This is a genomic window from Microbacterium sp. 4-7, assembly GCF_014332665.1.
Lineage (GTDB): Bacteria > Actinomycetota > Actinomycetes > Actinomycetales > Microbacteriaceae > Microbacterium.
Map to the genome: position 1 here is coordinate 428,544 of NZ_MCRH01000003.1, position 25,466 is coordinate 454,009.

A 25,466-nucleotide genomic window follows, 5' to 3' on the forward strand; every position below is an offset into this window, starting at 1 on the left:
CTCAGCGGGGAAGCGACAGCAGTTCGCCATCGGCCTCGGCGAGGCCGTCGGCGATGAGCGAGTCGATCGCACGGTCGCGCTGAAGCGGATCGGGCCAGTCGGCCAGCACGGAGTCGATCAGCACCGGGGTGGGCGCGGCGGTTCGCAGCACCCGGAGCACGGCTCCTCGTGCCTGGCGGTCAGAACCCTCGAAGGCGGCTTGGCGTCTGCGGGTGTCACCGGTCTCGGGTCGCCCTGCGGCCAGCCACGCGCATGTGTCGCTCAGCGGGCAGACGTCGCAGCGAGGCGAGCGTGCCGTGCACACCGTCGCGCCCAGCTCCATCGCGGCCGCATTGAACACGGCGGACTCTGCGACATCGGCGGGCAGCAGCGAGTCCATCAGCGCCAGGTCGCGACGCGAGGGCGGTCCCGGCTGTGCGTGGCCGAGGATGGCGCGCGCCATCACACGTCGAGTGTTCGTGTCGACGACGGGGTGCCGGTCGCCGTAGGCGAAGACAGCGACAGCCCTGGCCGTGTAGTCGCCGATGCCCGAGAGCTTGAGGAGGGCATCGATGTCGTTGGGGACGACGCCGCCGTGTCGCTCAGAGATCTCGATGGCCGCGCGATGCAGCCAGAGTGCGCGGCGCGGGTAGCCGAGGTTGGCCCACTGCTGCACGACCTCGGCGGGTGAAGCGGCGGCCATGGCCGCGGGCGTCGGCCACCGGGCGAGCCACGCCTCGAGGTGCGGTATCACTCTGTTCACGGGCGTCTGCTGCAGCATGAACTCGCTGACCAGCGTCCCCCACGCGCCGAAATCCTCGCGGAATTCCGTGCGCCGCCACGGCAGGTCGCGTGCGGCACCCCGGTACCAGTCCGCGAGAGGCTCGGACACCTCGGCGGGTGGATGCGAAGTCGAAGGCACCTCGTCAGCCTAGGCGACCCCCGATCCCGCCGAAGAGCGGCGGACGGTGTCGACATGGGTCGCGACGGGCAGAGGGGAGTTCGAGCGCACCGTAGGCTTGAGAGATGGTCTCGCCCGGCATCCTCCTCGTCGACAAACCAGCTGGGCTGACCAGCCATGACGTCGTCGCACGCACTCGACGTGCGCTCGGCACTCGCAAGGTCGGGCACGCCGGAACCCTCGACCCCATGGCCACGGGTCTGCTCGTGATCGGCGTCGAGGGCGCGACGCGACTGCTCACCTACATCGTCGGAGCGGACAAGACCTACGAGGCGACGATCCGACTGGGACAGACGACGGGCACGGACGATGCGGACGGCGAGATCCTGACCCGAGCCACGGCGGGGTCCTGGGACTCGGTCACCCCCGATCGGGTCGCGGCGGGGATCGAAGCGCTCACCGGCGCGATCTCTCAGGTTCCGAGCTCGGTGTCCGCGATCAAGGTCGACGGACGTCGTGCGTACGACCGTGTGCGGGCCGGCGAAGAGGTCGTGTTGGCCGCTCGTGACGTCACAGTGTCGCGGTTCGAGGTTCTGGCGGAGCGTTCCGGTGACGGGTTCCTCGATCTCGACGTCGTCGTCGACTGCTCCTCCGGCACGTACATCCGTTCCCTCGCTCGTGATCTCGGGGCAGCGCTCGGGGTCGGCGGGCATCTCACGGCCCTTCGGCGCTCGCGAGTCGGCGACTTCGACGTCGCGGATGCCGTGACGGTCGACGGCGTCGTCGAGACAGCGCTGCTGACTCCGGCCGCTGCGGCCGCGAGGGTCCTGGACGTGATGCCGGTGTCGGCAGAGGAAGCGAGAGATCTGCGTCACGGCAAGCGGCTGGTCGGTCAGGCGGATCGGCTGACCGGCTCCCTCGCGGCTGCGATCGACGAGGACGGCGTCCTGGTCGGCGTCGTCGAGAGGCGCGGTGCCGATCTCAAGAGCGCCATGAACATGCCGGAGGCGGCTCGATGATCCTCTGGCTGACGATCGCCCAGGTGGCGGTCGCGACCCTGGCCGGACTGTTCTGCGTGTCACTCGGCCTGGCCGGACGACGTCCGAGCGACTACTCCGTCGGTGCGCTCGCGCTCGTCGAGCTGCTCCTCGTCGTGCAGGTGATCGTCGCCATCGTGGCGCCGCTGGTGGGGAACCCGCCGACGGGCGACCTGCTCGAGTACTGGGTCTATCTCGTCTCCGCGGTGCTGCTCCCCATCGGCGCCGTGATCTGGGCGCTGATGGAGAGGAGCCGTTGGAGCACGGTGATCCTCGGGGTGGCGGCGCTGGCCGTCGCGATCATGATCTGGCGCATGCACGTGATCTGGACCATCCAGGTGGCCTGACCGGTCGGCGAGGCATCCGGGGCTTCCCGCCCGGATCTAGAATGGAGGACGCTATGAGCACCACCGTTCCCACCTCCCGCATGACCGGCATCGGTCGTGTCCTCGTGATCGTCTACGCCGTGATGGCGCTGGCGGCGACCGGGCGAAGCTTCGTGCAGATCTTCCGCCAGTTCGGCGAAGCGCCTCTCGCGTATGCGCTCTCGGCACTCGCTGCCGTCGTGTACATCCTGGCGACGTTGGCACTCGTTCTCGCGAATCGACGCGGCTGGTACGCGGTGGCCTGGGTGGCGATCGTCTTCGAGCTCGCCGGCGTCCTCGTGGTCGGCTCGCTCAGCATCTTCTTCCCCGAGCTTTTTCCGCACGACACGGTCTGGTCGATGTTCGGGCGCGGGTATCTGTTCATCCCGCTCGTGCTGCCGATCTTCGGCATCTGGTGGCTGCGCACGCATAGGCCGGCCCGTGCGGTCGCTTCCGCTCTCCGTGTCGAGGCGAGCGCATGATCGTCTTCCGAGACCCGAGCGAGGTTCCCCCCGGTTTCGGTCCCTCCGCCGTGGCGATCGGCAAGTTCGACGGCGTCCACGCGGGGCACAGAGCGGTGATCGGGCGCCTCAAGGAGATCGCTGCCGAGTCGGGGATCCGCGCCGTGGCCGTCACGTTCGACCGCAATCCGCTCGCCGTGCTGCGGCCCGACCGCTGCCCGGAGAACGTGGTCACGGTCGAGCGGAAGATCGAGCTGCTGAGCGAGCTCGAGCTCGACGCCACGCTGCTTCTGACGTTCGACGAGGAGCTCGCAGCGCGCAGCGCGGAGGACTTCGTCGCCGGCATCCTGACCAGTGCCCTGCACGTGTCCACCGTTCTCGTGGGTGAGGACTTCCGGTTCGGCCGCGGCGGAGCGGGCAACCCCGATCTCCTCCGACAGCTCGGACCGAAGTACGGCTTCACCGTAGAGGTGGTCGACGACGTCTTCCTCGACGGCTCCGACCGTCGGGTCTCGTCCACCTGGATCAGGGAACTGCTGATGGCCGGAGATGTCACCGCCGCCGCGCGTGTGCTCGACCGCAACGTCGACGTGCGCGGGGAGGTGGTGCACGGACTCAAGCGCGGACGCGAGCTCGGCTTCCCCACGGCGAACCTCTCGGCGTCCGTCGACTCGTTCGTGCCGGCCGACGGAGTCTACGCGGGCTGGCTCGTAGACCACGAGACCGGCCTCCGCCACCGGGCTGCCATCTCGGTCGGCACCAACCCCACCTTCGACGACGTACTCGAACGTCAGGTCGAGGCGCACGTGATCGGAGAGACCGATCTCGATCTGTACGGTCACGACGTCACCGTCGAGTTCGTCGAGCGTCTGCGCGGAATGGTCGCGTTCGAGGGGATCGAGAAGCTGAAATCCCAGATGGCCGCCGACGTGACGGATGCCGAGACCGTCCTGTCGCGCGACGCCCGCTGAACTCGCCCTGAACTCTGCGTGTCCTGATCTGCGTGGCTCAGGCGGCATGGCATAGAATGGGCCTCGGTGGTCCCTGATCCTCGCGCGTCCTTCGCTCGTCGACGACCGCCGGAAATACTGTTCGTACGGTCCTGGCTCACGCCACACGCGGACACCGAGAACGGCCGATGCATCCTCAGGGTGTTCCGGCCTTCACGCTCAGGAGGAGCATGCCGACCACGGCAACCGCCGCAACACGGCGCAAGAAGACGTCCCGTCGCGACGATGAGGCACCCCTCATCCCGATCCTCGCCCGCAAGGTGCGTGAGATCGAGGCGAAGTCGCAGCGAGGAAAGCTCGGACCCACCAACCGGGTCAAGTTCCAGGTCATCGCCTTCCTGGTGCGTGAAGAGCGCGCCAGGGTCAAGGCGGATGCCGACATCGCCGATGCCGCCCGCGCAGAGCTTCTCAAGCGACTCGACGGCGTCGCCACGATCCTGGCGAAGACGGCGGCGCGCGACACGTCGCTGATCCAGCTTCTCGAAGCCGATCAGGCGACCTCGCCGGTCGCGAAGCGCATGCGACGCGACTGGCTGCTCGAGTCGGGGGCCGAACTGGCTCCGGAAGAGCTGATCATCGCCGACATCGCGCCCGTCCAGGCACCCGTGGTGTCTGCGGCGATCGCCGAGCGGCAGGTGACCCCGCCCTCTGTCGAGGCGCGTCAGCTGGCGAACCCGTTCCTCGCGCCCGATCTCACCCCGCGCGCCACCACGACTCCGCGTCGACGTCTCGACGGCTGGGAGCTCATGGGCCCGCTCTACAAGGCTTTCGAGACCGGAGCCGGGGGAGGAGCAGCCAGTATGGACCTGCCTCCGGCGCCCGAGTACGACCACCTCTCGCCCAAGGGCCTCGAGGTCATGGTGCATCAGTCCCGCTTCCTCGAAGCGGTGCGAGAGGGGCACAGGAGCTTCCTCCTCGCCGACGAGCCCGGTCTGGGCAAGACGGCGCAGTCGGTGCTCGCGGCGTCCGTGGCCGGGGCCTACCCGCTGCTCGTGGTCGTGCCCAACGTGGTCAAGATGAACTGGGCGCGAGAGGTCGAGCGCTGGACCCCTCAGCGCAGGGCCACCGTGATCCAGGGCGATGGTGATGACATCGACGCCTTCGCGGATGTGTTCATCGTGAACTACGAGATCCTCGATCGCCACATGTCGTGGCTCGCATCCATCGGCCTCCGGGGCATGGTCGTCGACGAGGCCCACTTCATCAAGAATCTCAGCTCCCAGCGGTCGCAGAACGTGCTGTCGCTCGCGAATCGCGTTCGAGAGCGCACCCCCGGCGGCAACCCGCTGATGCTCGCGCTCACGGGAACCCCACTGATCAACGACGTCGAGGACTTCGACGCGATCTGGCGCTTCCTCGGGTGGACGACGGGTGAGAAGCCCGGGCCGGAGTTGATGGAGAAGCTCGACGCGACCGGCTTCACCCCCGCAGACAAGGCGTTCTACCCCGAGGCTCGCGAAGCCGTGATCTCGATGGGTATCGTGCGGCGCAAGAAGAAGGACGTCGCCGCCGACCTTCCCGACAAGCTCATCGCCGACCTTCCCGTGCAGCTGGACGACGAGTTCGGCCGCGGCATCCGTCAGGCCGAGCGAGAGTTGGGCGAGCGGCTCGCCGCCCGCTACCGGCGGATCATCGAGGCGCGAGGGGATCGCGGACTGGCACCCGGAGAGATCGACGACGACATCGTGCGTCTGGTCGCGCAGAACGAGCTCGAGGAGTCGAAGGCCGCTGGCACCGGGGGAGACAACGTCTTCACGATGGTGCGGCGCATCGGACAGGCGAAGGCGCACCTGGCAGCCGACTACGCGGCCCAGCTGCAGCGATCGGTGGGCAAGGTCGTGTTCTTCGCGAAGCACATCGACGTGATGGACCAGGCGGAGGCGCACTTCGCGTCGGCCGGCATCCGTTCGGTCTCGATCCGCGGCGACCAGACCTCGACCGTGCGGCAGCAGTCGATCGACGACTTCAACAGCGACCCCGAGGTCGGCATCGCGGTGTGTTCGCTGACCGCTGCCGGTGTCGGCCTGAACCTGCAGGCCGCATCCAACGTGGTCCTGGCGGAACTGTCCTGGACGGCCGCCGAGCAGACTCAGGCGATCGACCGCGTGCACCGTATCGGTCAGGACGAGCCGGTGACGGCGTGGCGGATCATCGCCGCGCACACGATCGACGCCAAGATCGCGGAGCTCATCGATCAGAAGCAGGGCCTCGCGGCCCGTGCCCTGGACGGCGAGGCCCTCGACGAGGCGGCGGCCGAGCCTGTGCAGCTGGGCGCTCTCATGCATCTTCTGCGGGAGACGCTCGGCGTCGTCTGAGCCTTCTCGAGTCGACAGAAATCGGCGTTAAGAAATCTGTTTCTTGGCGCCGATTTCTCATGTCGGCCGGACGAATCGCGCATTTCTAGCGAATCGTCGCGCAACGGCGGCAAGATCCTCGGTTTTCATCGTCTCGAATGGCGCCCGGTCCGCCCGGAGCGCTAGTGTCGATCGCAGGCAACGTCGCCTGTTCCCCCTTCCCTGAACCCGTCTGAGGCAAGCATGAAGATCGGCATTCTGACGAGCGGCGGCGACTGCCCCGGACTCAACGCGGTCATCCGCGGCATCGTGCTCAAGGGCACCACCACCTACGACCTCGAGTTCGTCGGCATCCGCGACGGCTGGCGCGGCGTGGTCGACGGGGACTTCTTCCCGCTCACCAGACACGAGGTGAAGGGCCTGTCGAAGGTCGGCGGCACGATCCTGGGCACCAGTCGCACGAACCCGTACGAGGGTGAGCGCGGCGGCGCCGAGAACATCGCCAAGACGCTGTACGGACACAAGATCGACGGCATCATCGCGATCGGCGGCGAGGGGACCCTCGCAGCAGCCGACCGCCTCGCCAAGGACGGTATCAACGTCATCGGCGTGCCGAAGACGATCGACAACGACCTGCGCGCCACGGACTACTCGTTCGGGTTCGACACGGCGGTCAACATCGCCACGGACGCGATGGATCGTCTGCGCACCACGGGCGACTCCCACCAGCGCTGCATGGTCGCCGAGGTCATGGGGCGCCACGTCGGTTGGATCGCCCTTCACGCGGGCATGGCAGCGGGCGCTCACGCCATCTGCATCCCCGAAGTGCCCATGTCGATCGACGACATCACCGAGCTCGTCTCGAGCGCGCACGATCGCGGTCGCGCACCGCTCGTCGTCGTCTCCGAGGGGTTCAAGCTGCTCGGTATGGATGAGGCCTACAGCGACAAGGGCCTGGACGCATTCAACCGTCCTCGACTCGGCGGCATCGGCGATCAGCTCGCTCCGGCGATCGAGCGCATCACGGGCATCGAGACCCGCGCGACGATCCTCGGCCACATCCAGCGCGGCGGATCGCCGTCAGCCTTCGACCGCGTGCTCGCGACGCGCCTCGGACTCCACGCGGCCGACGCGATCATCGACAAGGCATGGGGCCAGATGGTCGCGATGCAGGGCACGGACATCGTACGCGTGCCGTTCGCCGAGGCTCTGGGCGAGCTGAACACCGTTCCGCGCAGCCGCTACGACGAGGCGGCAGCGCTCTTCGGCTGAGCCTCGATCGCGTGCAACACAGAGAACGGGCCGATCCCTGCGGATCGGCCCGTTCTCTGTGTTCTTCGAGAGCTCAGCGCGACGCGAGGCCGACCGTGTCGAGGATCCAGGCGAGCTCGAACGCCCGCTCCTTCCACGAGTTGTAGCGTCCGCTGACACCGCCGTGACCGGCGACCATCTCGCACTTGAGCAGGGCGTCGGTCGCACCGGCGACGCGCAGGGCAGCGATCCACTTCGCAGGCTCGACGTAGAGGACGCGTGTGTCATTGAGCGAGGTCACGGCCAGGATGCGCGGGTAGCGCACGCCGTCGCGGACGTTCTCATACGGCGAGTACGACTTCATGTACTCGTACACCTCGGCTCCGTGCAGCGGGTCGCCCCATTCATCCCACTCGATCACCGTCAGGGGGAGGGAGGGGTCGAGGATCGTGGTGAGCGCGTCGACGAACGGCACTGCCGCGAGCACGCCGGCGAACAGCTCGGGAGCGAGGTTCGTCACCGCGCCCATGAGGAGTCCTCCCGCGCTTCCTCCCTCGGCGACCAGGCGCTCGGGCGACGTGACTCCCTGCTCCACGAGGTGCTCCGCGCACGCGACGAAGTCGGTGAAGGTGTTGCGCTTGTTCAGCAGCTTGCCGTCCTCGTACCACTGCCGACCCATCTCGCCACCGCCGCGGACATGAGCGACGGCGAAGACGATGCCGCGGTCGAGTTCCGAGAGCCGCGCGACCGAGAAGCCGGGGTCGATCGAGTGCTCGTACGAGCCATAGCCGTAGAGATGCACGGGGCGCGGGTCGACGCCAGGCTCTCCGAACGATCGCTTCCACACGAGGGAGATCGGCACGCGGGTACCGTCCGACGCCGTGGCCCAGTCGCGCTTCTGGCCGTACTCCCGGGGGTCATACCCGCCGAGGACGGCGACCTGCTTGCGCAGATGCAGCTCGCGGGTGGCGAGATCCATCTCGTAGACGGTTCCCGGAGTCACGAACGACGTGTAGCCGAGCCGGAGGAACGGCGAGTGCCATTCCGGATTGCCGCTGACGCCTGCCGAGTACAGGGGCTCGTCGAAGGCGATGTCGTCGACCGAGTCCGTCGTGTAGTCCAGGATGCCGACCCGTTCCAGGCCTTCACGGCGGTACTCCACCGTCGCGAAGTCGCGGAACGCGTCCATCCCGAGCAGTCGACGACCCGGCTCGTGCGCGAGGACGATGCGGCGCTCACTCTGTGGGTCGGAGGCGGGCACGGAGACGAGCTCGAAGTCCAGGGCCTCATCGTTGTGCAGGATGTAGAGGCGGTCCTCGCCGTCTACCACGGCGTGCTCGAGCGAGTACTCGACGCCTTCGCGGCGCGGCCAGACGATCCGAGGAGCTGCGGTGAGATCTCCGGCGAGATCGACGAGGTACTCCTCGCTGGTGATGCTCGATCCGACGGCGATCACCAGGTACTTGCGGCTGCGGGTGATGCCGGCGCCGAGCCAGTACTTCTCATCGGGCTCGTGGAAGAGCTTCACGTCGTCCGAGACGGGAGTGCCGAGACGGTGCAGCCAGAGAGTGTCGGGCCGCCATGCCTCGTCGCGAGTCGTGTAGAGGATCCCGGTGCCGTCCGGTGTGAAGAACGCGCCACCCGTGTCGGGGATCTCGTCGGGGAGCGTCTCGCCGGTCACGAGGTCGCGCACGTGCACCGTGTAGAGCTCGTCGCCCTCGAAGTCCGTCGCCCAGAGCAGCTTCGTCGCGTCGTCCGAGGTGTCGAACGCTCCGAGGGAGAAGAACTCATGCCCCTCGGCCTCGACGTTGCCGTCGAGCAGCACGATCTCGCCCGGCACCGCCACGCCCGGCTCCAGCACCGGGGGAGTCCAGTCGTCCTCGGCCGCGGCGGTACGGCAGTGGATGCCGTACTGCGCGCCCTCTTCGGTGCGGCTGTAGTACCACCAGGCACCGCGCCGCGTGGGCACGGACAGATCCGTCTCCTGCACACGGCCCTTGATCTCCTGGAACAGAGTCTCGCGGAGGTCGGTCAGATGGGAGAGCTTGGCCTCAGTGTGCGCGTTCTCGGCTTCGAGGTGTGCGATGACCTCGCCGGATTCCTTCTCCCGAAGCCATTCGTATGGATCATCGAAGGTGTCACCGTGGTGCGTGCGAAGGGTGGAGCGGCGGTCTGCGATCGGGGCATCAGTCACGCCTCCCACGCTATCCCAGGTCAAGTTGACCGGCACCCGGGAGGGTGGGAGGATCTACCGGGGCCGGTTAACGGAAGTAAAACCCACGGTGAACTCTTCGTTCGTCACGTCGATCCCGTCGACACCTCTCCTTTCTTCCTCAACGACCGAAAGCGAACGGTGGAAACCGCAGCCCTCATCGTCGTGCTGGTTATCCTGCTGGCACTCTTCTTCGACTTCACCAACGGGTTTCACGACACCGCCAACGCGATGGCCACGCCCATCGCGACAGGCGCGCTGAAGCCCAAGACCGCTGTCCTTCTCGCAGCAGTCCTCAACCTCCTCGGAGCATTCCTGTCGACGGAGGTCTCCAAGACCGTGTCGCACGGGATCATCCGCGAGGACACGATCCAAGGCGACGTGTTCCTGCCGATGATCTTCGCCGGTCTCATCGGCGCGATCACCTGGAACATGCTGACGTGGCTGCTGGGTCTGCCCTCGAGCTCGTCCCACGCGCTGTTCGGCGGCCTGATCGGAGCCACCCTGGTCGGCGTCGGAGTCAACGGCATCGACTTCGGCATGGTGCTCTCGAAGATCATCCTCCCGGCGCTCATCGCCCCGCTGACGGCAGGCATCATCGCCTTCGCGGCGACCAAGCTCGCGTACTCGATCACCCGACGCTACGACGGCAAGCCCGACGGGCGCGACGGATTCCGCTGGGGACAGATCTTCACGTCGTCATTGGTCGCACTCGCGCACGGCACGAACGACGCTCAGAAGACGATGGGCGTGATCACCCTCGCGCTGATCACTGTCGGGTGGCAGAGCAGCGAGCAGGCCGATCCGTATCTCTGGGTCATCATCGCCTGTGCGGTGACGATCGCCCTCGGCACCTATCTCGGCGGGTGGCGCATCATCCGCACGCTGGGCAAGGGGCTGACCGAGGTCAAGCCCGCGCAGGGCTTCTCGGCCGAGAGTTCGACGGCAGCGACGATCCTCGCCTCCAGCGCTTTCGGCTTCGCGCTCTCGACGACGCAGGTCGCTTCGGGCTCGGTCATCGGCTCCGGCCTCGGCCGCCGCGGCTCCACGGTCCGCTGGCGGACCGCCGGTCGAATCGCCATCGGCTGGCTCCTCACACTTCCGGCTGCAGGTGCAGTCGGTGCCCTCGCGGCCCTGCTCATCACCTGGCTCGGCCTCTGGGGCATCGCGATCGACGCGGTCCTTGCGCTGGCCGTGATCATCGGCCTGTTCCTTCGCTCCCGCAAGGATGCAGTGACCTCCGCGAACGCCATGAGCGATGTGGCCGAGTCGGGGCTCGCGATCGAGCACCCCGACACGCCCCCGCCCACGCGTCGACAGCAGCGGATCATCGAGGCCAAGGCCGAGGCCAAGGCTCGTGCGGAGGCGCGCGAGAAGGTCAAGGCTCAGGCCAAGGCGGACGCCAAGGCGAAGGCAGCGGCCAAGGCCGCGAAGAAGGCCCCGAAGACGGGAGCCTCGACGCGGGTCGACGGCCCCGGGGTCGACAGTCCCGAGACGGCGAAGAGCGAGGAGTCGAAGTGAGTGTCGGCATCGACTGGGGCGCATTCGTCCAGGTGTTCCTTGCGGCTCTGATCGGAGCCTGCGCGGTCGTGACGTTCTATGCGTTCGGTCTTCGGCTCCTTGTTCGCAGCGGACACGCGCCGGTCGTGAGCCCGGCGGAGTTCACCGACGCCATCACCGTGATCTCCGAGAAGGAGCTCAAGCGGGCTGCCAAGCAGGCGGCCAAGGCGGCGAAGAAGAGTCCGCTCACCGAGGGGCAGCGACGGATCGCGCTGTTCGGCGCGTACGGATGCTTCGCGCTCTGCGCGGCTGCCGTCGTGGCAGGCATCCTGATCATCGTCGTCGGGCACTGACCGACGAGTCCTGCCCAGGAGGGCGTCAGCGGAGGAGACCGGCGACGAGGTCGTCGACGATCTCGTCGGTGGTGGTGTCCGGATCGATCGGGGTCGTGAGCCGATCGAGCAGCAGGCCGTCGATCGCATAGTGGAAGAGCGCGATCTCTCGGCGACCGCCCGGAAGACCCGCTCCCGCGTTGAAAGCGACGTCCGCGTCGAACCCCGCTCGCTGCCACGCGCCGAGAAGGGCGCCGACATCGGGGCGGCGGCTGCTCTCGAGCCGCAGCTCGAACAGTGCGAGTGTGACGTCGCGGTCATCGGTGAGGCGACGCACGATGTCGCGGATGTACTCGGCGAAGAGCTCCCTGCTCGGCTCCTCCGATGACCGCCGTGCGAGGTCGTCGTCGCTGGGGGCGAGACGCTCGCCGATCCGATCGACGAGGCCCGCGATGAGCGCCTCTCGGCTGCGGAAGTAGTTCGAGGTGGTGCCCACCGGCACGCCCGCGACGATGTCCACGGCTCGGTGGGTGAGACCGCGAGAGCCATCGGTCGCCAGAACGGTCAGCCCTGCATCCGCGATGATCCGTCGCCGTGTCTCGTTCTTCGCCATCCGAGCACTGTATCGCGACTACTACAGCTGCCGTGGAGTCGTCGCCCGTCCGGTGTCGCGCCGCGGCCTAGGCTGAGACCATGTCAGCGCCTTCCGACAGCGGCTTCGTCTTCGGTCGCCATGATCCCGCCTCGCACGTCGTCATCCATGTGAGCGACCCGCACTTCCTCGCGGGTGGAGTGCGGCTCGGCGGACGATACGACGTCGAGTCGAACTTCGCTCGCACCCTTGAGGCGATCAGGGCCGTGCACCCGCACCCGTCGGCGATCGTCATCACCGGCGACCTGGCCGACCTGGGGGAGCCGGATGCGTATCGCCGTCTCCGCCGCGCCGTCGAGCCCGTGGCGCAGGAGCTGGGGACGACCGTCGTCTGGGTTGCCGGCAACCACGACGAGCGGCCGGCGCTGCGCGAGGGGCTGCTCGACCTGCCCGCGACGGAGGAGCCCGTGACGGGCGAATGGGACCTCGACGGTCTGCGCCTGATCGCCCTCGACACGAGTGTGCCCGGATGGCATCACGGCGACCTGGACCCCGGCCAGCTCTCATGGCTGGCGGAGATCCTGAAGCAACCGGCGCCGCACGGCACGCTGCTCGCGATGCACCACCCGCCGCTCCCGAGCCACCTTCCGCTCTTCGACATACTCGAGCTGCGGCACCAGGACGAACTCGCGGAGGTCATTCGTGACACGGACGTGCGCGGTATCCTCGCCGGCCACCTGCATTACTCGTCGCACGGCACCTTCGCGGGCGTGCCTGTCAGCGTGTCCTCGGCGACCTGCTACACGATGAATGTCGCTCGTCCGGCCGCCGATGTGAACGGCATGGATGCGGCGCAGGCGTTCCAGATCGTGCATGTACGACCCGAGACGATCACCCACACCGTGGTGCCCGTGACCGACGCGCCGACCGGCGATCACTTCTCGATGGCGTGGCTGGAGAGAATGGCCCGTCTCAGCCCGGCAGAGCGTCTCGAGGCTTTCTCTCGCAAACGCTGACCCGCCGTCGTATCCCTGGCCGTGCATGCACGCAGGCGTAGACTGGATGCATCCCCCGCACCACACACTCGCCACTACCCACAAGGATGTGACATGGCTTCTGCCGCGCCTGCCCCCACCCGCACCGAGACCGATTCGCTCGGGAGCATGGAGATTCCCGCCGACGCGTACTGGGGGATCCACACCGCCCGCGCCGACGCGAACTTCCCGATCACCAAGCGTCCGATCTCGGTCTATCCGGACCTCGTCGTCGCACTCGCGATGGTCAAGCAGGCCAGCGCCAGAGCGAACCGCGAGATCGGCGTCCTCGACCCCGAGCGTGCGGACCTGATCGATCGGGCCGCCCAGCGTGTCATCGACGGAGAGTTCCACGATCAGTTCACCGTCGGTGTGATCCAGGGCGGTGCCGGCACGTCGACGAACATGAACGCCAACGAGGTCATCACCAACATCGCCCTCGAGCTCGCCGGACGCGAGAAGGGCGACTACGCGTTCCTCTCGCCGATCGATCACACGAACCGCAGTCAGTCGACCAACGACGTCTACCCGACGGCGGTCAAGATCGGTCTCTCTCTGACACTCCGCTCGCTGCTCGAAGAGCTCGATCTGCTGCGCATCTCGTTCCTGCACAAGTCGCACGAGTTCCACGATGTGCTCAAGGTCGGACGCACGCAGCTGCAGGACGCCGTGCCCATGACTCTGGGTCAGGAGTTCCACGGCTTCGCTTCGACCCTCGGCTACGATCACACGCGCCTCACCGAGAACGCCTCGCTGATGTTCGAGATCAACATGGGTGCGACCGCCATCGGCACCGGCATCACCACGCACGTCGACTACGCACCCGCTGTGCTGAAGCATCTGCGCGAGATCACCGGACTCGACCTGGTGACGGCCGGCGACCTCGTCGAGGCGACCAGCGACACCGGCTCGTTCATGTCGTTCTCGTCGACCCTGAAGCGCAACGCCATGAAGCTGTCGAAGATCTGCAACGACCTGCGACTGCTGTCGTCGGGTCCGCAGGCGGGCTTCGGCGAGATCAACCTGCCGGCGATGCAGGCCGGTTCCAGCATCATGCCGGGCAAGGTGAACCCGGTGATCCCGGAGGTCGTCAACCAGGTGGCGTTCGCGGTCGCCGGCGCGGACATGACGGTGACGATGGCGGCCGAGGCCGGGCAGCTCCAGCTCAACGCATTCGAGCCTGTGATCGCCCACTCGATCTTCCAGTCCATCACCTGGATGCGACAGGCGATGTGGACGCTGCGCGTCAACTGCGTCGACGGCATCACCGCGAACCGAGACCGCCTCGGCGCCATGGTCGGCGCTTCGGTCGGCGTCATCACAGCACTCACGCCGTTCATCGGATACGCCGCCGCGGCCGCGCTGGCCAAGACCGCGCTGCTGACGAACAGGAACGTCGCCGACCTGGTCGTCGAAGCCGGACTGATGTCTCGCGAAGAGGTCATCAAGCAGTTGTCGCCCGCGCGTCTGTCGGGACTCGAGGCCATCACGGCCGCGATCCCGGTGATCGGGTCCGAGGACCTCATCGAGATCTGACTCCGAGCACACGGAAGGGCCCCGGCGACATCTCGCCGGGGCCCTTCCGTGTGTCACAGAGTGAGCGGGTGATCAGTCCAGCACGCGACAGTGGGTGGTGAGCTCGCCGATGCCGTCGATGCCGACCGTCACCGTCGAACGATCCCGGAGGAAGATTTGGGGGTCTCGAGAGTATCCGGCACCGCCGGGGCTCCCGGTGGAGATCAGAGTGCCGGGAAGCAGCGTCAGGGACTGCGAGAGATGCGCGATGAGCTTCGCGACCGACCGCACCATCTGATCCGTGCTCGCGTCCTGGACGGTCTGGCCGTCGACGATCGCCCAGATGTGCAGGTCCTGCGGGTCGGCGACCTCGTCGGCCGTGACGGCGAAGGGACCGGTCGGGGTGAAGCCGTCGAACGACTTGCACCGTGACCACTGCGCTTCAGAGAACTGGACGTTCCGCGCGGTGATGTCGTTCACGACGGTGTAGCCCCAGACGTGCGAGAGCGCGTCGGCCTCTGCGACATCCTTCGCCGGGGTGCCGATCAGCACACCGAGCTCCGCCTCGTAGTCCACAGCCTCGCTCAGCGAACGCGGCCACGACGTCGTCTGCTCGTGGCCTGTCAGCGAGTTCGGCCACAGGGTGAACACGGTCGGAGCGGCGTCGGTCTTCAGACCGAGCTCGCTCGAGTGAGCCGCGTAGTTGAGGCCGACCGCGAGGACCGCCGGGGGAGCGATGACCGCTGAGGCGAAGCTCCACCCGTCGAGCGGGTGCCGCGGGGCATCGCCGTCGAGGGCCGAGCGAAGAGCGGTGAGCGTCTGCTCGCCCCCTTCGATCAGCTGCTGAAGCGTCGCAGGGGGGTCGGGAAGGAGATCGGAGACGAGGATGGCATCGGCACCCTCCACCACTGCGAGATGCGCAGCGGGAGAGTCGGCACGACGCAGATGAGCGAACCGCATGCTCCTACGCTATCCGCTGCTCGGCTCGATTGCCTGGAGGAAGTCGCCAGACCCGGGCGAAGTTGGTTGTTCGCCATATGCTTTGGCTATGAGTTCCGGAGGACCGTCCCAGCCATCGCCGTACACGCCGCCGCCCGCGCAGCAACAGCCGCCGACGTATCCCCAGCAGCCGCCGACGTATCCCCAGCAGTATGCTGCGCAGCCCCCGCAGTATTCGGCGCAGCAGTACGCGCAGTCGAACTACGCCCCGCCGCAGTTCTCCCAGCGTCCTCAGTACGCCTCGGTCCTCGCTCAGCCGACCCCGTATTCGCCTCCCGCTCCGGCCGCACCCTCGCCTGCCCCCGGTCTTCCTGCCCTGCCGGCGGCACGCCGAGGCGGACGCGTCGCGCTGTTCGCGCTGTTCGGCTTCCTCGGTCTGCTGATGCTCGGGCTCATCGCCTACTTCGGTCTGTTCCTGGGTCCGCTCGCATCGATCATCGGCCTCGTCCTCGCGCTCGTCCCGCTCGCCATCGTCTTCTTCGTCGTCCGTATGATCGACCGGTGGGAACCCGAGCCCAAGTCGCTGGTGTTCTTCGCGATCGCCTGGGGTGCGATCGCCGCCGTGGGACTCACGCTCCTCGTCGACCTCGGGCTGACCGCGCTCCTGGGGTTCCGGGGAGAAGTGGCGGGCGCCGTCATCCAGGCGCCGATCGTCGAGGAGTTCTGGAAGGGTTTCGGAGTCTTCCTGATCTTCCTCATCGCGCGTCGCTCGTTCGACGGTCCGGTCGACGGGGTCGTCTACGGGGCGCTGGTCGGTGCCGGCTTCGCGTTCACCGAGAACATCCAGTACTTCGCGATCAGCCTCATCGAGGGCGGCGGCGAGCAGCTGACGGTGACCTTCATCCTCCGGGCGATCATGTCGCCCTTCGCCCACGCGATGTTCACATCGCTGACGGGTCTCGCCATCGGCCTGGCCGCTCGACGGCACGCGTCGACAGGGGCCGCACTCGGGTTCGGTCTGCTCGGGATGCTGGGGGCGATGGTGCTCCACGGCCTGTGGAACGGATCGTCCTTCGCGAACTTCTTCCTCCTCTACTTCGTCCTCCAGGTGCCGCTGTTCGTAGGGTTCATCGTGGGGATCATCGCGTTGAGGCGCGAGGAGTCTCGCCTCACGAAGGCCCGTCTGGGCGATTACGCGGCCGCCGGGTGGTTCACCCCCGAGGAGGTCACGATGCTCGCGACTCCCGCCGGGCGCAAGACCGGCCTGGCATGGGCGTCGCAGCTTCGGGGCGATCGGCGTCCGCTGATGCGCGAGTTCATCAAGGACGCCACCATGCTGGCATCCGTCCGTCAGCGCGCGATAACGGGGCGCGACCCTATGGCACCGGCGGACGAGCAGGCGCTGCTCGCCCGAACCCGCGCCACTCGGGCTGCTCTGCTGGCCTACTGAGACCCGCTGATCATGGCCCTCTTCATCCTCGTGCACGGAGCAGGAGACACGGGGTGGTCATGGCATCGGCTCGCCGCCGTCCTGCGGGAGCGCGGACATGAGGTGATCGCACCCGACCTGCCGGGCGATGACGAGTCCCTCACTCTCACCGACTACGCGGACGCCGTCGTGGCCGCGGCAGACGCGAGACGGGGCGGTGTCGTGGTCGGCCATTCGTTCGGGGGATTCACCGCACCGATCGTCGCTGAGAGATTGGCGGCGGACGTGCTCGTGATGCTGGCGGCGATGATTCCCGACCCGGGGGAGCGTCCGGACGAGTGGTGGTCCAACACCGGATTCGAGGATGCCGTGGCGGCGCAGGCAGCCCGCGACGGAGGCCTCACCGGCAACGATGATCCGCACATCGGCTTCTATCACGACGTGCCGCGAGCGCTCGCCGACGAGGCGATCGGTCGGGGGAGGGCACATCCGTCGGTCGCATCGACGGCCGTCCCGTGGCCGCTCACGGCCTGGCCCTCTATCCCCACTCGGTTCATCGTCTGCACGGAGGACAAGTTCTTCCCGCCCGCATTCCTTCGAGACCTCGCCCGGAAGCGCCTGGGCATCGTCGCCGACGAGATCGAGGGGAGTCACTGTGTCGCCCTCAGCCGGCCCGAAGAGCTCGCATCGATGCTGATCGCCTACGCGCAGGAGCAACAAGCGTCATGATGCTCGAGCCGTCAAGCAGGTTCCGTACCAAGACTCAGCGCCCGGTGCTGCGGCGATGCCTGCATGTCTACCGGGCGCTGAGTTGATCTGTAAACAGGGTGCACCCGGTGTGCGCGGGTGTCAAGGGCTTAGGGGGCAGTCGACGGGCGGCATCGCCGTTTCGCCCTCAGCGGAGCGATCGCGTTGACCCGCGCCGGGCGACTCGGGTTTGATGGAGGACATGACTGATCGCACAAAGCCTGAGTTCGACGCCCCCACCGGACCCGCCCCCGCGGAGCTCGTGATCCGCGACATCATCGAGGGAGACGGAGCCGAGGCCAAGCCCGGCGACACGGTCACCGTGCACTACGCCGGTGTCGAGTTCGAATCGGGCGAGGAGTTCGACTCGTCGTGGGGTCGCGGCGAGACCATCCAGTTCCCGCTTCGCGGCCTGATCCAGGGGTGGCAGGACGGCATCCCGGGCATGAAGGAAGGCGGACGGCGCGAGCTCGTCATCCCGCCGCACCTCGCATACGGCCCGGTCGGAGGAGGCCACTTCCTCTCGGGCAAGACCCTCATCTTCATCATCGATCTCGTCGCCGTCGGCTGACCCGATCGACGCCGGAAGGCGCCGGGCCCACTGCGGGCTCGGCGCCTTTTCGTCGCCCGAGGAAATATCCGCATTCAGGGGAATACATGCATGTGCATGTAAGTTGTTACGCGTGACGCCGTGAACACGGCCCCTCATCCGTTGCCGCACACATGCGGCTGATGTCTCCAGAGGAGAAACCATGAACAGCATCGACATTCCCGGCTACCGTCCCGGCACCTGGGTGCTCGACCCGTCGCACAGCGAGGTCACGTTCAGCGTGCGCCACATGATGATCTCGAAGGTGCGCGGCACGTTCGGCGTCAAGAGCGCGACGCTGATCGCTCCCGAGAACCCGCTCGAGGCCCGCGTCGAGGCGAGCGTCGACGTCACCTCGATCGACACCAAGGACGAGGGGCGCGACACGCACCTGCGCTCCGGCGACTTCTTCGACACCGAGAACTTCCCCACGATGGAGTTCGTGTCGACGGGTGCGCGCGCCGAGGACGGCGAGCTCTTCGTCGACGGCGACCTGACGATCCGCGGCATCACCAAGCCCGTCAGCTTCGAGCTCGACTTCGGTGGCTTCGGCTCCGACCCGTGGGGCAACTACAAGGCCGGCGCATCGGCCAAGACGGTCATCAACCGCGAGGACTTCGGCCTGACGTGGAACGCCGCGCTCGAGACCGGCGGCGTGCTCGTCGGCAAGGACGTCACGATCAGCCTCGACCTGCAGGGCGCTCTGCAGCAGGACTGATCACCTGATCTCGAGAACCCCGGGCCCTCAGGGCTCGGGGTTCTCTGCGTCGTAGCCGCGGAATCCCGGGCTGCGCCGTGCGAGCAGGGCGACCAGGGTGATCACCAGCAATCCGCCCAGCAGCGGCGGGAACCACAGGGTCGTGAGGGTCGCGAGCGTGCCCGCGTAGAGGGCGCCGATTCGGGGGCCGCCGGCGACCACGATGATGAAGACCCCCTGCAGTCGACCGCGCATGGCGTCGGGCACGGCCGCCTGCATCATCGTGTTGCGATAGATCGAGCTGATGTTGTCGGATGCGCCGGAGAGCGCGAGCGCGATGCACGAGGCGATGATCAGCCCGACGTCCGGCGTCGCCTCGGTCGCCCCGGCAGAGACGGCTCCGATGACCAGGACCACGCCGAAGAGCAGGATGGACGCGCCATAGGCCTCGACCGCGCGCTCGATGCCGCGTCCGTGCCAGCGGTACTGCACGACCCGACCGGAGGAGAGGCTCGATGCGAATGTGCCCGCGGCGACAGCTGCGGTGAGGATGCCGGTGGTCACCGCTCCGCCGCCCAGCAGAAGGGTGCCGAGTGCAGGGAAGAGCACGAGGGGCTGCCCGAATGTCATGGCGATGATGTCGACCACGTATTGCATTCGGATGTTGTTCGCGCGGCGCAGGAACCTCCACCCGTCCACGAGTGATGCGAACCCCGGCCGCACGATGTCCCCTTCCGGCCGCAGCGGAGGGAGACTCCACAGGCCGAGGAACATCGACAGCATCAGGATGACGTCGAGTGTGTAAGTCCACCCGTAGCCTGTCAGCGCGACGAGTATGCCGGCTACCGCGGGGCCGGCCATCACGGTGAGGCCGAACGCCACTCCGTTGAGCGCGGACGCGGCGGCCAGCTTGTCGCGGGGGATGAGCCGTGGCACGATCGCGGTCCGGGTGGCCATGCCGACCGAGTTCGCGGCGGAGTTGACGATGCTCAGCACGTAGAGCCACCAGATCGTCTCCGCACCGGTCCAGGTGAGCGCGGCGAGCAACGCGGTCGAGGCGAAGGTCACCGTGGCCGCGACCAACGCCACGCGGCGGCGGTCGAACGCGTCCGCGAGCATCCCGCCGTAGAGGCCGGCGAGGATCATGGGGACGAGTCCGGCGACCGCGATCATCGATACCGCGAAGGTGCTTCCGGTGAGCGCGAAGACGTGCAGCATCACCGTGACGATCGTCAGCTGCCCGCCGATCCCCGCGAGCACCGAGCCGATCCACATGCGTGCGAATGCAGGGCTGGCCCGCAGGGGGCTGAGATCGATCAGATGGCTGCGTGCAGCGCTCACGCCGCGTATCCGTCATGCATGATTCGAGAGTATCCGAGGTGCCGTCGGGCGGGCGTGGGCACGGTCACCCAGCGGCATCGAGTCCTGGTAGACTCTTCAGGTTGCCGTTTGATCGGCCGCGGATAAAGAGAGCTCACGCATCAGGCGTCGGGCACCGCGCAACAAGCAGAGAGGGGATCGAATCTATGGCACTGGAAGCAGACGTCAAGAAGGCGATCATCGAAGAGTACGCGACGCACCCCGGTGACACCGGATCCCCCGAGGTGCAGGCCGCGATGCTGACGCAGCGCATCAAGGACCTCACGGAGCACCTGAAGGAGCACAAGCACGACCACCACTCGCGTCGTGGCCTGTTCCTGCTCGTGGGTCAGCGCCGTCGTCTGCTCGGCTACCTCCAGAGCGTCGACATCGAGCGTTACCGCTCGCTGATCGCACGCCTGGGTCTCCGCCGATAACGCGGAGCGAGCCAGCGTACAATCGCGCAGAACATTCTTGAGAAGGCCGCCCCAGGTGTGGGGCGGCCTTCGTCATGTTCGGGGGGAGGCGTGCGGCGCCTCCCCGGGTCAGGCGTTCGTGCCGACCAGGTCCGGGTGGTGGATCGCCGCCACGTCGGGGTGCGCACGCAGTCGCGACTTCATGGCGTTCTCGCCATAGGTGGCATGGATGGGGTTGCTCGGGTCCTCGGTGATGCCGGTCGCCGCCGCGGCGAGATCTGCGGGAAGCTCGAGAAGCGGCAGCTGCTGATCGAGCGCGGGGTTGAAGAAGAACGGGATGGAGATGCGCTCTTCGGGTGCCCGAGGGGAGATGACGCGGTGGTTGGTCGCCTTGAGGTAGCCGCCGGTCGCGTACTCCAGCAGCTCGCCGATGTTGACGACGAACGCGCCCGGGACGGACGGGGCTGACACCCACTCGCCGTCTCGTTCGACCTGCAGGCCGCCCTTGCCGGGCTCGACCCAGAGCAGGGTCAGCACTCCGGAGTCCTTGTGCGCTCCGACGCCCTGCTGCGGCTCGGGTTCGTGGGTGCCGGGGTAGCGGACGATCTTGATCAGCGTCGACGGATCACGGAAGGGCTCGTCGAAGTACGACTCGTCCGCCCCGAGCGTGACGGCCCAGGCGCGCAGGAGCTTGCGGGCGACCTCGGTCAGCGTGTCGTGCCACTCGGTGATCACCGCTTTGAGCTCGGGCTGTGCGGAGGGCCACAGATTCGGGCCGACGAGTCGATTGAAGGCCGGACCGCCCTCGACAGGCTCGCGCTCGGGGCCGATGTCGATCTGCTCGCGCCAATCGACCTTGCCCTGCGTCCGCTCGCCGCCGACCCGCGTGTACCCGCGGAAATGAGGACTCTTGACGTTCTCGATCGCGAGCTTCTCGTCGTCGGGCAGCGCGAAGAAATCGAGCGCCGCGCGGTGCAACCTCGCCTCCAGCTCGGGGGAGACGCCTGTGCCGGTGAGATAGAAGAAGCCCACGTCGTGCGTGGCCGCGCGAAGGTCGTCGCGGAACCGAGCAGCGGCTTCGGGACCGGCATCGAGCTGGGACAGGTCGAGGATGGGAAGCGAGAGATCAGCCATTCACCGAGCGTAGATCGGGTCTGGGCGAGTGCGGTTCAGTGTTGCGCCGAATTACCGAGAGGCGATCGCGTGTGTGCGAGGCCCGAGCGGAAGGGGTGCTAATGTCTCTGAAGTAAGGGATGCCTTACCTCAGTCTTTCCCAGAGAGTTCCCTCCGTGCTCGCCACTTTTCTCATCGGTCTTCGTGAAGGCCTCGAAGCCGCGATCGTCGTCGGCATCCTCGTCGCCTACCTGCGCAGGCTCGGTCGCGGTGACGCGTTGCCCAGGCTCTGGGCGGGGGTCGGCCTGGCGATCGCCCTCGCACTCGGCATCGGGGCCGTCCTGACCTTCGGTGCGTACTCGCTGACCTTCGAGGCTCAGGAGCTGATCGGCGGACTGCTGTCGCTGCTCGCGGTGGGCATGGTGACCTGGATGATCTTCTGGATGCAGAAGGCCGGGCGCACGATGAAGGCGACCCTCGAGGGCGGACTCGACCGCGCGCTCACACAGGGCGGCGTCTGGGCGCTGATCGCGATCGGCTTCGTTTCGGTGGCACGCGAGGGGATCGAGACGACTCTTCTGCTGTGGTCGATGGTGCAGTCCTTCGGCGATGCTCCGTCGGCGCTGCTCGGCGCGGTGCTCGGGCTTCTCGCCGCCGTGGTGATCGGCTGGGCGCTCGCCCGCGGCGCCGTCCGGCTCGACCTTCGCCGGTTCTTCACCTGGACCAGTGGGTTCCTCGTCATCGTCGCAGCCGGGGTGCTCGCCTACGCGATCATGGACCTCCAGGAGGCCGGCGCGTTGCCGGGACCGTTCACCGCGGCGGCACCGATCGACGCGGCCACCGGGGCGGTCGCTCTCGGCTGGGTGGCATTCCCCTTCGGCTGGGCCTTCGATGTCACGAACGTGATCGCGCCCGACAGTGCCTGGGCGACCATCCTGCAGGCGACCGTCGGCTTCATGCCACGGATGACGTGGCTCCAGGTCACGGCTTGGACCGTGTACATCGTCGTCGTCGGGCTCTTCTTCATCCGGGGGCTCCGGTCACGCCGGTCCGCCTCCCCACATGTGCAGACGTCCCCTGGCCGGGACACGTCGGCATCCACTCTCACCCAGCAAGGAGCAGCATGACCACCTCTCGCCGAATCCTCGGTGCCGTCGCCGCAGCAGGCGCGGCAGCACTCGTCCTCAGCGGGTGCGTCGCCAAGAGCGATGTCGCCGCGGGTGCATCCTTCGACGTCTCGTCGACCGACTCGGCGTGCGCCGTCTCGGCTGCGACCGCCAAGAGCGGCACACTCACGTTCGATGTGAAGAACGACAGCGCGCAGACCTCGGAGTTCTATCTGCTCGCAGAAGACGGCCTCCGCATCGTCGGCGAGGTCGAGAACATCGCGCCCTCAGCGTCGCGGACCCTCACGGTGGTGGCTCAGCCGGGGGAGTACTTCACGCTGTGCAAGCCGGGCATGATCGGCGAGGGGGTCGGCAAGTCCGCGTTCACCGTGACCGGCGACCGGGTCGCGGTCGACGGCGAGGATGCCGATCAGAAGCAGCAGGCCGTCGACCTCTACGCCGCCTTCGTCAAGGACCAGGTCGGTCAGCTGGTTCCGTCGGTCGACGATTTCGTCACCGCCTATGAGTCCGGCGATGATGAGGCCGCGCGAGCGCTGTTCCCCCAGACGCGCGCGTTCTACGAGCGCATCGAGCCCGTCGCCGAAGCGCTCGGGACGCTCGACCCCCGCATCGACTACCGCGAGGTCGACGCTGTGGCGGAGGGCCTCGACTGGACGGGCTTCCACCGCATCGAGAAGGACCTCTGGGTGCCGGCGCAGGACGCCCTCAACGCCGACGGCGAGACGCCCGCATGGCAGGACTGGGCACCGTCGACGACGCAGGAGCGCGCCGAGTACGGCGACCAGCTGATCGCCGACGTGCAGGAGCTCTACGACTACGTGCACTCGGACGACTTCACCGCGGCTCTCGACGACCAGGGGATCGGCGGCATCTCGAACGGCGCGATCGCGCTGCTCGACGAAGTGGCGACGGGCAAGATCTCCGGCGAGGAGGACTGGTGGTCCGGCACCGACCTGTACGACTTCGCCGCGAACGTCGAGGGGTCGAAGATGGCGTTCTCGCTCGTTCAGGATTTCGCCACGGCACAGGGGGATGAAGGCGCGGAGCTCGTGACCGAGATCGAAGGCGGATACTCCGCTCTCGAGGAATCCCTCACGGCGCACGGCTCGCTCTCCGACGGCTTCGTCGGCTACGCCGAGCTCACCGATGCGGACAAGCGCGAGTTCACCGATCTCATCAACGCCCTCGCAGAGCCGCTCTCGCAGCTCACCGGCACCGTCCTCGACTGATCCGACGGACACGGTCTCGCACATGAACGACAGCGCGAAGGACGCTGCAGCTGCCGACTCCCTCCCGGAGTCGGCGGCCGCGGCATCCTCGGCCACGGGTCTCAGCCGGCGCGGACTCCTCGGACTGGCACTCGGCGGCGGCGTCGCGTCCCTCGCCGTCGGAGTCGGCGCCGGACTGTCGGGGGGAGTCGCGCTCGGACGCGCGAGAGCAGAAGCGGACGCCCAGCGTGCGTACGACTTCTTCGGCGCCCATCAGGCGGGAATCACGACGCCCGTGCAGGAGCATCTGCATTTCGCCTCCTTCGACATGATGCCTCGCACCGACCGCGAAGACCTGGTCTCGCTGCTGCAGGATTGGACGTATGCCGCCTCGCGGATGACGCAGGGGCTCGAGGTGAGTGCCACCGGCGCTGTCGGGGGCGATGCGGAGGTGCCGCCGGATGACACGGGCGAGGCTCTCGGGCTGACGGCAGCCGGCCTCACGATCACGTTCGGCTTCGGCCCGACCCTGTTCGAGAACGACGAGGGCGACCGGTACGGCATCGCCTCCCTGCGTCCCGAGCGGCTCGAGAGGCTTCCCGCCTTCCTCGGCGACGATCTCGACCCGCAGACCTCGCACGGCGATCTCTGCATCCAGGCGTGCGCCGACGACCCCCAGGTCGCCGTGCACGCGATCCGCAACCTGAGCCGCATCGCCTTCGGCCGTGCCAAGCTGCGCTGGTCCCAGCTCGGGTTCGGCAAGACGTCCCGCACGACGTCGGCGCAGGCGACGCCCCGCAACCTGTTCGGCTTCAAGGACGGGACCGCGAACATCCTCGCCGATGACTCCGTCGCCCTCGACGAGAACGTGTGGCTCGGCCCCGATGACAGGCCCGAGTGGATGGTCGGCGGGTCGTACCTCGTGGCGCGCAAGATCGCGATGCGGATCGAGACCTGGGACCGCGTGCGGCTCTCCGAGCAGAACACCATCATCGGGCGAGACAAGGGCGAGGGCGCTCCGCTCTCCGGCGGCGACGAGTTCGCGGCGCCGGATTTCGGTACGTCGGCCATCGATCAGAACGCGCACGTGCGTCTCGCGCATCCGGACCAGAACGACGGCATCCGGATCCTGCGGCGAGGATTCAACTACGTCAACGGCAACAACGATCTCGGACGGCTGGACGCGGGGCTCTTCTTCCTGTCGTACCAGCGGGATCCCGCACAGTTCGTCTCGCTGCAGCGCCGGCTGTCGACGGATCGGATGAACGAGTACGTCACGCATGTCGGGTCAGGGATCTGGGCGGTCCCCGGAGGCTCGAAGCCGGGCTCGTTCGTCGGCGCCGACCTCTTCGCCTGATG

Annotated in this window: 24 protein-coding genes; 18 read left to right on the forward strand and 6 right to left on the reverse strand. The window is 67.6% G+C overall.

From position 1 onward, the window contains the following. Position 1: 1 nt before the first annotated feature. Complete coding sequence (locus BEP68_RS06080) at positions 2-901, reverse strand: A/G-specific adenine glycosylase (RefSeq protein ID WP_187249506.1); 900 nt, start codon at positions 899-901, stop codon at positions 2-4. A 104-nt stretch (positions 902-1,005) separates the two neighbouring features. Between BEP68_RS06080 and truB the strand changes: the two genes are divergently transcribed. From truB to BEP68_RS06110, 6 genes are all read left to right on the forward strand, one after another. Further along, a complete protein-coding gene (gene truB / locus BEP68_RS06085; protein ID WP_187249507.1) occupies positions 1,006-1,899 on the forward strand; it encodes a tRNA pseudouridine(55) synthase TruB in 894 nt (297 codons plus the stop codon). Further along, positions 1,896-2,264 (forward strand): hypothetical protein, encoded by a 369-nt coding sequence (locus BEP68_RS06090; protein ID WP_187249508.1) that lies wholly within the window; start codon positions 1,896-1,898, stop codon positions 2,262-2,264. The genes truB and BEP68_RS06090 overlap by 4 nt, the downstream gene beginning before the upstream one ends. A 53-nt stretch (positions 2,265-2,317) precedes the next feature. Beyond that, positions 2,318-2,764 carry a hypothetical protein gene (locus BEP68_RS06095; protein ID WP_261987734.1) on the forward strand — a complete coding sequence of 149 codons (447 nt, stop codon included), beginning with the start codon at positions 2,318-2,320 and terminating at the stop codon, positions 2,762-2,764. Next, complete coding sequence (locus BEP68_RS06100; protein ID WP_053095794.1) at positions 2,761-3,714, forward strand: bifunctional riboflavin kinase/FAD synthetase; 954 nt, start codon at positions 2,761-2,763, stop codon at positions 3,712-3,714. Before BEP68_RS06095 ends, BEP68_RS06100 begins: the two co-directional genes overlap by 4 nt. A gap of 209 nt (positions 3,715-3,923) precedes the next feature. Then, positions 3,924-6,068, forward strand: a complete 2,145-nt coding sequence (locus BEP68_RS06105) for a DEAD/DEAH box helicase (protein ID WP_053095795.1) — start codon at positions 3,924-3,926, stop codon at positions 6,066-6,068. A 222-nt stretch (positions 6,069-6,290) separates the two neighbouring features. Continuing rightward, positions 6,291-7,319 (forward strand): ATP-dependent 6-phosphofructokinase, encoded by a 1,029-nt coding sequence (locus tag BEP68_RS06110; RefSeq protein WP_053095796.1) that lies wholly within the window; start codon positions 6,291-6,293, stop codon positions 7,317-7,319. 73 nt (positions 7,320-7,392) lie between these two features. Here BEP68_RS06110 and BEP68_RS06115 read toward each other — a convergent pair whose 3' ends face one another. After that, positions 7,393-9,492: a S9 family peptidase gene (locus BEP68_RS06115; protein ID WP_187249509.1), complete on the reverse strand. Its 2,100-nt coding sequence runs from the start codon at positions 9,490-9,492 to the stop codon at positions 7,393-7,395. 159 nt (positions 9,493-9,651) lie between these two features. On the opposite strand from BEP68_RS06115, the gene BEP68_RS06120 reads away from it, so the two are divergent. Together BEP68_RS06120 and BEP68_RS06125 are read left to right on the forward strand one after the other, a co-directional pair. Further along, positions 9,652-11,031 (forward strand): inorganic phosphate transporter, encoded by a 1,380-nt coding sequence (locus tag BEP68_RS06120; protein WP_187249510.1) that lies wholly within the window; start codon positions 9,652-9,654, stop codon positions 11,029-11,031. Continuing rightward, a complete protein-coding gene (locus BEP68_RS06125) occupies positions 11,028-11,363 on the forward strand; it encodes a peptidase (protein ID WP_187249511.1) in 336 nt (111 codons plus the stop codon). Before BEP68_RS06120 ends, BEP68_RS06125 begins: the two co-directional genes overlap by 4 nt. 25 nt (positions 11,364-11,388) lie before the next feature. On the opposite strand, the gene BEP68_RS06130 is transcribed toward BEP68_RS06125, so the two are convergent. Beyond that, a complete protein-coding gene (locus tag BEP68_RS06130) occupies positions 11,389-11,955 on the reverse strand; it encodes a TetR/AcrR family transcriptional regulator (RefSeq protein ID WP_053095799.1) in 567 nt (188 codons plus the stop codon). A gap of 80 nt (positions 11,956-12,035) precedes the next feature. Here BEP68_RS06130 and BEP68_RS06135 point away from each other — a divergent pair, with 80 nt between their 5' ends. Together BEP68_RS06135 and BEP68_RS06140 are read left to right on the forward strand one after the other, a co-directional pair. After that, entirely contained in the window at positions 12,036-12,950 is a 915-nt protein-coding gene (locus BEP68_RS06135; RefSeq protein ID WP_187249512.1) for a metallophosphoesterase, read from the forward strand. A gap of 93 nt (positions 12,951-13,043) precedes the next feature. Then, positions 13,044-14,504, forward strand: coding sequence for an aspartate ammonia-lyase (locus BEP68_RS06140; RefSeq protein ID WP_053095801.1), 1,461 nt, complete (start codon positions 13,044-13,046; stop codon positions 14,502-14,504). Between the two features lie 72 nt (positions 14,505-14,576). Here the strand turns inward: BEP68_RS06140 and BEP68_RS06145 are convergent, their stop codons facing one another. Beyond that, positions 14,577-15,443, reverse strand: coding sequence for a fumarylacetoacetate hydrolase family protein (locus tag BEP68_RS06145; RefSeq protein ID WP_053095802.1), 867 nt, complete (start codon positions 15,441-15,443; stop codon positions 14,577-14,579). Between the two features lie 88 nt (positions 15,444-15,531). Between BEP68_RS06145 and BEP68_RS06150 the strand changes: the two genes are divergently transcribed. The 4 genes from BEP68_RS06150 (at position 15,532) to BEP68_RS06165 (ending at position 18,905) form a co-directional block, all read left to right on the forward strand. Beyond that, positions 15,532-16,872, forward strand: coding sequence for a PrsW family intramembrane metalloprotease (locus BEP68_RS06150; protein WP_083569320.1), 1,341 nt, complete (start codon positions 15,532-15,534; stop codon positions 16,870-16,872). A gap of 12 nt (positions 16,873-16,884) precedes the next feature. Then, positions 16,885-17,580, forward strand: a complete 696-nt coding sequence (locus BEP68_RS06155; protein ID WP_187249513.1) for an alpha/beta fold hydrolase — start codon at positions 16,885-16,887, stop codon at positions 17,578-17,580. Between the two features lie 220 nt (positions 17,581-17,800). Further along, the gene (locus tag BEP68_RS06160; protein ID WP_053095804.1) at positions 17,801-18,169 is read left to right on the forward strand and encodes an FKBP-type peptidyl-prolyl cis-trans isomerase; all 369 of its coding nucleotides are present in this window, start codon (positions 17,801-17,803) and stop codon (positions 18,167-18,169) included. Between the two features lie 181 nt (positions 18,170-18,350). Beyond that, positions 18,351-18,905, forward strand: a complete 555-nt coding sequence (locus BEP68_RS06165; RefSeq protein WP_187249514.1) for a YceI family protein — start codon at positions 18,351-18,353, stop codon at positions 18,903-18,905. A 27-nt stretch (positions 18,906-18,932) separates the two neighbouring features. Here the strand turns inward: BEP68_RS06165 and BEP68_RS06170 are convergent, their stop codons facing one another. Next, the gene (locus tag BEP68_RS06170) at positions 18,933-20,225 is read right to left on the reverse strand and encodes an MFS transporter (RefSeq protein ID WP_187249515.1); all 1,293 of its coding nucleotides are present in this window, start codon (positions 20,223-20,225) and stop codon (positions 18,933-18,935) included. Between the two features lie 185 nt (positions 20,226-20,410). Between BEP68_RS06170 and rpsO the strand changes: the two genes are divergently transcribed. Continuing rightward, positions 20,411-20,680 (forward strand): 30S ribosomal protein S15, encoded by a 270-nt coding sequence (gene rpsO / locus BEP68_RS06175; protein ID WP_017203073.1) that lies wholly within the window; start codon positions 20,411-20,413, stop codon positions 20,678-20,680. Positions 20,681-20,788: 108 nt separating this feature from the next. On the opposite strand, the gene BEP68_RS06180 is transcribed toward rpsO, so the two are convergent. After that, positions 20,789-21,793, reverse strand: a complete 1,005-nt coding sequence (locus tag BEP68_RS06180; RefSeq protein ID WP_187249516.1) for an isopenicillin N synthase family dioxygenase — start codon at positions 21,791-21,793, stop codon at positions 20,789-20,791. Between the two features lie 155 nt (positions 21,794-21,948). On the opposite strand from BEP68_RS06180, the gene efeU reads away from it, so the two are divergent. Genes efeU through efeB form a run of 3 tightly spaced genes read left to right on the forward strand, consistent with a single transcriptional unit; the run spans position 21,949 to position 25,464 of the window. Continuing rightward, positions 21,949-22,899, forward strand: coding sequence for an iron uptake transporter permease EfeU (efeU, locus tag BEP68_RS06185; RefSeq protein ID WP_082297787.1), 951 nt, complete (start codon positions 21,949-21,951; stop codon positions 22,897-22,899). Continuing rightward, positions 22,896-24,128: an iron uptake system protein EfeO gene (gene efeO, locus BEP68_RS06190; protein ID WP_187249517.1), complete on the forward strand. Its 1,233-nt coding sequence runs from the start codon at positions 22,896-22,898 to the stop codon at positions 24,126-24,128. The genes efeU and efeO overlap by 4 nt, the downstream gene beginning before the upstream one ends. Positions 24,129-24,150: 22 nt before the next feature. After that, the gene (gene efeB / locus BEP68_RS06195; protein WP_053095810.1) at positions 24,151-25,464 is read left to right on the forward strand and encodes an iron uptake transporter deferrochelatase/peroxidase subunit; all 1,314 of its coding nucleotides are present in this window, start codon (positions 24,151-24,153) and stop codon (positions 25,462-25,464) included. Positions 25,465-25,466: the final 2 nt, after the last annotated feature.